This is a genomic window from Methylocella sp., from assembly GCF_044226135.1.
In the GTDB taxonomy this organism is placed as follows: Bacteria; Pseudomonadota; Alphaproteobacteria; order Rhizobiales; family Beijerinckiaceae; genus Methylocapsa.
The window spans coordinates 1-6,552 of the sequence record NZ_JBGAHM010000060.1 but is presented as its reverse complement, the minus strand read 5'-3'; the positions used below and the strand labels follow the sequence as shown (position 1 = coordinate 6,552).

The window sequence follows — 6,552 nt, the reverse complement described above, 5'->3', positions numbered from 1 at the left end:
ACGTCATAGGTGATCTGCGCCTGCGCCACGGGCGCGTAAAGCGCGCCGGCGCACATCGAGAGTCCGGCGAGCGCGGACGTCAAAAGAGCGTTTCCTGACTTCATGATCTGTTTTCCATTATTGCAGGCGTCTGATCGAAAGGCGTGTCCGACGGTCGTCGCGGCGGCCTCGGGCGGGAGAGGCGCGCGGCGAAGATCACCGGCGGAAGATCATTGGCCGAAGATCGTTGGCGAGAGACGAAGCTGCCGCAAGGGGTGCGACAGGTGCGCGGGGCGGAACAATTTCCGCGGCGCAGATGTTCTCGGATCGCCGCGGCCCGCGTGTCATGTCCTAGACCGGCGACGCCGGGAATTCCAGCGCCTTTCATGCGTGCGCCATGACGGCGCGGCGACGTGAGGCCATGTGCGACGCGGGCCGGTCCCGCCGGATCCGCGATGGTTCGCGTCGAAGACTCCGGCGCCGTCCTTGCTTCGCAGGGCGCTTGGCCTCGCGGGGCGCTTGGCCTCGCAGGCGCCCGTCGCCGTCCGCCGCCTCGCCCCTGGAGCCGCCATGTTCTGGACAGACCCTTTCAAGCTCGGCGCCTCGACCTGGAAAAACGCCGTCGCCGCCGCCGAAACCTTTCAGGCGAGCGGGAAGGTGATCGCAAGGCGCAGGACTGTCATCGACGCGGCGCTCGAAAATCCGCTGCGCGCGGACGTCGCCGAGCTGCGTCTGATGGGCGCCGAGAAGGCCGACGCCTTTTCGCGCGCCGGCGCGTCATGGATGAAGGATCTCGCCGCGGCGCAGGGGGACTGCATGGCCCAGGCGCGCGACCTGTTCGCGCTGACGCTCTCGGGCCGGCCGCCGACGCCGGCCGAGCTTGAGCGGGTCGGCCGGCGCGGGCTGCGCATCGCGACGGCCATGAGCCTCGGCTTCGGCCGCGCCCTCGCGCCGGTCCACAGGACGGCGACGGCGAATGAGCGCCGTCTTTCCCGCAAAAAGGCGAAAGGCTGAAGCGGGACGCGCGCTCAGCGTTCGCCGCGTCTGGGCAGGCGCGAGGGCCGCGGCGCGGGCAGGTCGAACCCCGCGAGACGCAGCCATGGCGCCCAGGCGTCCTCGATCGCGCGCGTCCAGAAGGCGAAGGGATTGGCGTCCTCGAAATGCCGGAACGCGGCTTCGAAGGAGGGCGTCGCGCGCAGCGAAATGGTCAACACCTCGCCCTGGCCCGGGCGCGGGGCGCGATGCTGGATTTCGATGTCGAGATTGGGCAGATGCGCGACGGCCTTGACGTCGTCGTAGTCGGCGGCCATTCAGTCCCCCTTCGTTCGGGCGGGTTCCGTTCGGGACGCGCGCCCGCCTTCTCTTTATATGCAAGGGCGCGCCGGCTTGCGAGCGCGAAGCGCCTGGCGCGGCGGCTCGAACCGACGGCGCACGCCGCGAAGACGCCGGCCTTGTCGGGCCTCATTGAAGGATAAGCCGGGGCGGACCGCCCTGTCGCGCCGGCCGCGCCCCGTCTCAGGCGGGGTTTTCGCAGGGCCGTAGCCGGCCTTGCGTCGCCGGGGGCGCGGCCGGGCCGCGCTCCCGCAGGGGCCGGAAAGGCCGGCCTATTCCATCGCCCGCACGATCGACTCGGTGACCTTCTTGGCGTCGCCGAACAGCATGGTGGTGTTCGGCTTGAAAAACAGCTCATTCTCGACGCCGGCATAACCCGAGCCCATGCCGCGCTTGACGAAAAGGACGTTTTTGGCGTCTTCGACGTCAAGGATCGGCATGCCGTAGATCGGCGACTTCGGGTCGGTCTTGGCGGCCGGGTTGGTCACGTCGTTCGCGCCGATGACATAGGCGACGTCGGCCTTCTTGAAGTCTTCGTTGATTTCTTCGAGCTCGAACACTTCGTCATAGGGCACGTTGGCTTCGGCGAGCAGCACGTTCATGTGGCCTGGCATGCGTCCGGCCACGGGATGGATGGCGTATTTGACCTCGCCGCCGTTCTTCTTGACGAGGTCGGCCATCTCGCGCAGCGCGTGCTGGGCCTGGGCCACCGCCATGCCGTAGCCCGGCACGATGATCACGAGCTTGGCCGCCTTGAGCAGCTTCGCGGCTTCCTCGGGCGTGCCCTTCTTCACTTCGCGCTGCGGCGCGTCGGGGTCGGCCGAGACGGCCGCCGCCGGCGCTTCCGTCTCGCCGCCGAAGCCGCCGAGGATCACCGAGATGAAGGAGCGGTTCATGCCCTTGCACATGATGTAGGACAGAATCGCGCCCGACGATCCGACGAGGGCGCCGGTGATGATGAGGGCGAGATTGCCGAGCGTGAAGCCGATGCCGACCGCCGCCCAGCCGGAGTAGGAGTTCAGCATCGAGATCACGACCGGCATGTCGGCGCCGCCGATCGGGACGATGAGCAGCACGCCGAGGGCCAGCGAGACGGCGACGATCGCCCAGAACACCGTATGGTCCGCCGTCGAGGTGAAGGCGACGATGAACAGGACCAGCAGGACGCCGAGCGCGATGTTGATGAGATGGCGGTGCGGCAGCAGGATCGGCCTGCCCGACATGCGCCCGTCGAGCTTCAGGAAGGCGATCACCGAGCCGGTGAAGGTCAGCGCGCCGATCGCCGCGCCAAGCGACATTTCAACGAGGCTGCCGCCATGGATCGGCGAGCCGAGGCCGAAGGCGCGCGGCGCGTTGAGCGCGCTCGCCGCGACCAGCACGGCGGCGAGGCCGACGAGGGCGTGAAACAGCGCGACGAGCTGCGGCATCGCCGTCATCTGGATGGTGCGCGCGCGCCACGCGCCGACGCCGCCGCCGATGCCGACGCCGGCGAAGATCAACAGCCACGACAGGAAGCCCGACGGCGGGTCATAGGCCAGCGTCGTGACCATGGCGATCGCCATGCCGATCATGCCGGCGCGATTGCCCTGGCGCGAGGTTTCGGGCTTCGACAGGCCGCGCAGCGCGAAGATGAACAGCAGGCCCGAGACGAGATAAAGGACTGCGGCGAGATTGGCGCTCATCGGTCAGCCCTTCTTCTTGTACATGGCGAGCATGCGTTCGGTGACGAGAAAGCCGCCGAAGATGTTCACGCAGGCGAGCACGAGGGCGATGAAGCCGAACAGCTTGGCCGCGCCCGCGCCCGGCTCGCCATGCGCGCCGGCGTCGACCGAGGCCGACAGCAGGGCGCCGACGACGATCACCGAGGAGATGGCGTTGGTGACCGACATCAGCGGCGTGTGCAGGGCGGGCTTCACCGACCAGACGACGTAATAGCCGACGACCACGGCGAGCGCGAAGATGGCGAGCCGGAAGACGATGGGGTCGATCAGGCCGCCCGTCGCGATATGGCCGGCCGCCGCGATCTGGTCGGCCGCCGCCTCGGCGTTCTGGGCCGCGACGCGCGCGGCTTCAATCGCTTCCTGGACCCGTTGCAGCGCAAGCGGGTCGATTTCGTTCGCCATTCCTGTTCTCCCTCGGAAATTTCGCCGCGCGACGGGCGGGCGCGGCCGGCCGTCGCGGAGTCAATCTGCTCCAGCCGCTCCCGGCGCGGCCCCGGGCTCACGTCAGCGCCGCGGAGTCCGGCCCCGCGGCTTCGGCCGCCGCGACGGCGTCCGCGCCCCGCCGGGCGCCGCCGCCTGGTCGGACGCGGCATGGTCGGGCGCGGCGTCTTCGGGGGCTGCGTCTTCGGGGGCTGCGTCTTCGGCCGGGGGCTCGTCTTCGGGCGCGGACTCGTCTTCGGGCGCCTGTCCGGCGTCCCCGGCTTCGTCGTCGGCCGCGGGGCTTTCGGCGGGCTGCGGCGCGGCGACGGCTTCGGCGGCGTCCTGCGCGGCGGGGGCTTCGTCGGTCACGGCCGCCGGGGCGGCTTCAGGGGACTCCGCCGGGGCGGCTTCGAGCGCGCCCGCCGGGGGCTGGAAGTTTGAATGCGGCATGGCGCCGTCGCGGGTCAGCAGCGTCGCCTTGACGATCTCGTCGTCCCAGTTGACCGCGAAGACTTTCGTCTCCCTGTCGATCAGGGGCTTCAGGAAATTGACGAGGTTGCGCGCATAGAGCGCCGAGGCCGTGGCGGCGACGCTGCCGGCGAGGTTGAGCGCGCCGAGGATCTTGACGCCGTTTTCGGTGACGACCGTTTCGCCCGGGCGGGTCAGCTCGCAATTGCCGCCCCGCTCGGCCGCGAGGTCGACGATGATCGCGCCGCGCCCCATGGTCGCGACCATCTCCTTGGTGATCAGGATCGGCGCCTTGCGGCCGGGGATCAGCGCGGTCGTGACCACGATGTCCTGCTTGGCGATATGCGAGGCGGTGAGTTCGGCCTGCTTCGCCTGATATTCGGGCGACATCGGCTTGGCGTAGCCGGCCGCCGTCTCGGCGGCGGCGAACTCCTCGTCCTCGACCGCGATGAATTTCGCGCCGAGCGAGAGCACCTGCTCCTTGGTCGCCGGCCGCACGTCGGTCGCGGTGACGGCGCCGCCGATGCGCCGCGCGGTGGCGATGGCCTGGAGGCCGGCGACGCCGACGCCCATGATGAAGATGCGCGCCGGCTGAACCGCGCCGGCCGCCGTGGTCATCATGGGGATGGCGCGGTCATAGGAGGCGGCGGCGTCGATCACCGCGCGGTAGCCGGCGAGATTGGCCTGGCTCGACAGCACGTCCATCGACTGGGCGCGGGTGATGCGCGGAATGAGCTCCATGGCGAAGGCGCTGACGCCGGTCTTGGCGATCGCGGCGAGCTCGGCCTCGTGGCCATAGGGGTCGAGCACGGCGAGCAGGATCGCGCCGGGCTTCACGCCCGCAAGCTCGGACGGGTCGGGGCGGCGCACGCGCAAAATCGCGTCGGCGCCTTCGGCCGCGGCGCGCGCGTCGGGGGCGATGGCCGCGCCGGCCGCGGCGTAGGCCGCGTCGTCCTGGGCCGAGCCCTTGCCCGCGCCCGTCTCGACGACCATTTCGGCGCCGAGGCCGATCAGCGTCTTGACCGTCTCCGGCGTCGCGGCGACGCGGTTCTCATTGGCGTCGGTCTCGGCCTGCACCGCTATCCGCATGTCGTGCTCCGCAATGGAATTGAACGGAATCGCGCGGCGAGGCGCCGACGCGCGGCGCCAAGGGGTGAAGACGCCGCGAGACGATGTGTCAGAGGGTGATGAGCGCGAGCAGGACCAGGATCGCCGCGACGCCCGCCGTCAGGTAAAGCGCCAGCTTGAGAAAGAGGCGATAGGTCCGCAGATGTTCGGCGTAGTCCATGTCAGGGTGGACGTTCTGCTCTGCGACGTCATGGCCCATGCGGCGTTCTCCCGAAGACTTGCGCAAGCTTTGGCGAGGATAGCCCCGGCGCGCAAGTGGACAAAGGGACTATCGTGAAAATTTCTCGCCGCCGCCGGCGGGCCGCAGCGCCGCCGCTAGGGGGGCGCGGCGAGTCCGGCGCGCGCGAGCGCGTCGCGCTGGCGCGGGCGCAGCGCCTCGAGCGCGAAGTCGCCGATCGCGGCCTCGAACAGGCGATGAAAATTCAGCCGCGCGTCGAGATGCAGAAAGGCGCCGCCGAGGCCGATCGCCGCGCGGTCCATGAACACGAATTCGCGCGGCACCAGCACCGGGCCCTTCTCCTTGAGCGCCTGATGCACGCGAAACGCCTCCTTGCGGCCGTAGCGCCCGGGCGAAACCCCGTCGGCGATGGTGCGGACGCGGTCGTCGAGCAGCGGCGCGAAGATGAAGCGCGCCCAGATGTTGAGAATTTCGGCGAGCTCGCGCGTCAGGCCGCGGAAGCCCCAGCGCTCATAGGCGAAGAAGGCGCCGTCGAAATCGTCATGGAGCAGGCTTTTGTAGAGCGTCTTCACGCCGTCGACGAATTCGGGCCGGAAGATGCGCACGCAGCCATAGTCGAGCAGATTGACGCCCAAAGCCTCGCGCCGCGCCGCGTCGGCGCCGAAGACGGCGTAATTGCCAAGATGCGGATCGCCGTGGATCACGCCGAAGCGGGCGAAGGGAACCCACCAGGCGTGGAACAGCGCCGAGGCGATCCGCGCCCGCGTCTCCTGCGGCGCGCCCCTGAAGTCGAGCAGCGGCGCGCCGTCGAGCCAGCCGAGCGTCAGGAGCCGCGCGGTCGAAAGCTCGGGGCGCACGGGGGGGACGCGCACGTCAGGCGCGTCGCCGAGAATTTCGGCGTAGAGCGCGGCGTGGCGCGCCTCCCGCGCGTAGTCGAGCTCCTCGCGCACGCGTTCGCCGATCTCCTTGACGATCTCGCGCGTGTCGATGACGGGATTGAGACGCCGGTGCAGGGAAAACAGCACGTCGAGCTGGCCAAGGTCGGCTTCGACCGCCGAGGCCATGTCGGGATATTGCAGCTTGCAGGCGAGCGGCGCGCCGTCGAGCGCCGTGGCGCGATGCACCTGGCCGAGCGAGGCGGCGGCGGCCGGCTGAAAGTCGAAGCTCCTGAAGCGGGAGAGAAAGTCCGGGCCGAGCTCGGCCTGCATGCGCCGCCGCACGAAGCCCGCGCCCATCGGCGGCGCGTCGGCCTGCAGCTTCTGCAATTCGTCGGCGTATTCGGGCGGCAGCAGGTCGGGGATGGTCGCCATCATCTGGGCGACCTTC

General features: G+C 69.8%; 7 protein-coding genes. 1 reads left to right on the top strand and 6 read right to left on the bottom strand.

The window, feature by feature from the left end; translation table 11 throughout:
• Positions 1–549: 549 nt before the first annotated feature.
• On the top strand, positions 550–993 hold the full coding sequence (locus ACILRB_RS15665) for a hypothetical protein (RefSeq protein WP_395667229.1): 444 nt from the start codon (positions 550–552) through the stop codon (positions 991–993).
• A gap of 14 nt (positions 994–1,007) precedes the next feature.
• Here ACILRB_RS15665 and ACILRB_RS15660 read toward each other — a convergent pair whose 3' ends face one another.
• The 6 genes from ACILRB_RS15660 to ACILRB_RS15635 form a co-directional block, all read right to left on the bottom strand.
• Positions 1,008–1,289 carry a hypothetical protein gene (locus ACILRB_RS15660; protein ID WP_395667228.1) on the bottom strand — a complete coding sequence of 94 codons (282 nt, stop codon included), beginning with the start codon at positions 1,287–1,289 and terminating at the stop codon, positions 1,008–1,010.
• Between the two features lie 294 nt (positions 1,290–1,583).
• Positions 1,584–2,993 carry an NAD(P)(+) transhydrogenase (Re/Si-specific) subunit beta gene (locus ACILRB_RS15655; RefSeq protein WP_395667227.1) on the bottom strand — a complete coding sequence of 470 codons (1,410 nt, stop codon included), beginning with the start codon at positions 2,991–2,993 and terminating at the stop codon, positions 1,584–1,586.
• Between the two features lie 3 nt (positions 2,994–2,996).
• On the bottom strand, positions 2,997–3,434 hold the full coding sequence (locus ACILRB_RS15650; protein ID WP_395667226.1) for an NAD(P) transhydrogenase subunit alpha: 438 nt from the start codon (positions 3,432–3,434) through the stop codon (positions 2,997–2,999).
• Positions 3,435–3,536: 102 nt separating this feature from the next.
• Positions 3,537–5,009, bottom strand: a complete 1,473-nt coding sequence (locus ACILRB_RS15645; RefSeq protein WP_395667225.1) for a Re/Si-specific NAD(P)(+) transhydrogenase subunit alpha — start codon at positions 5,007–5,009, stop codon at positions 3,537–3,539.
• 88 nt (positions 5,010–5,097) lie between these two features.
• Positions 5,098–5,247, bottom strand: coding sequence for an aa3-type cytochrome c oxidase subunit IV (locus ACILRB_RS15640; RefSeq protein ID WP_395667224.1), 150 nt, complete (start codon positions 5,245–5,247; stop codon positions 5,098–5,100).
• 116 nt (positions 5,248–5,363) lie between these two features.
• A partial coding sequence (locus tag ACILRB_RS15635) for an ABC1 kinase family protein (protein WP_395667223.1) occupies positions 5,364–6,552 on the bottom strand: 1,189 nt, incomplete at its 5' end.

Excerpts from the sequence above, each read along its gene's own strand:
- ACILRB_RS15645 (WP_395667225.1), bottom strand. The coding sequence starts at position 5,009 with ATGCGGATAGCGGTGCAGGCCGAGACCGACGCCAATGAGAACCGCGTC.
- ACILRB_RS15650 (WP_395667226.1), bottom strand. The coding sequence starts at position 3,434 with ATGGCGAACGAAATCGACCCGCTTGCGCTGCAACGGGTCCAGGAAGCG.
- ACILRB_RS15655 (WP_395667227.1), bottom strand. The coding sequence starts at position 2,993 with ATGAGCGCCAATCTCGCCGCAGTCCTTTATCTCGTCTCGGGCCTGCTG.
- ACILRB_RS15640 (WP_395667224.1), bottom strand. The coding sequence starts at position 5,247 with ATGGGCCATGACGTCGCAGAGCAGAACGTCCACCCTGACATGGACTAC.
- ACILRB_RS15665 (WP_395667229.1), top strand. The coding sequence starts at position 550 with ATGTTCTGGACAGACCCTTTCAAGCTCGGCGCCTCGACCTGGAAAAAC.
- ACILRB_RS15660 (WP_395667228.1), bottom strand. The coding sequence starts at position 1,289 with ATGGCCGCCGACTACGACGACGTCAAGGCCGTCGCGCATCTGCCCAAT.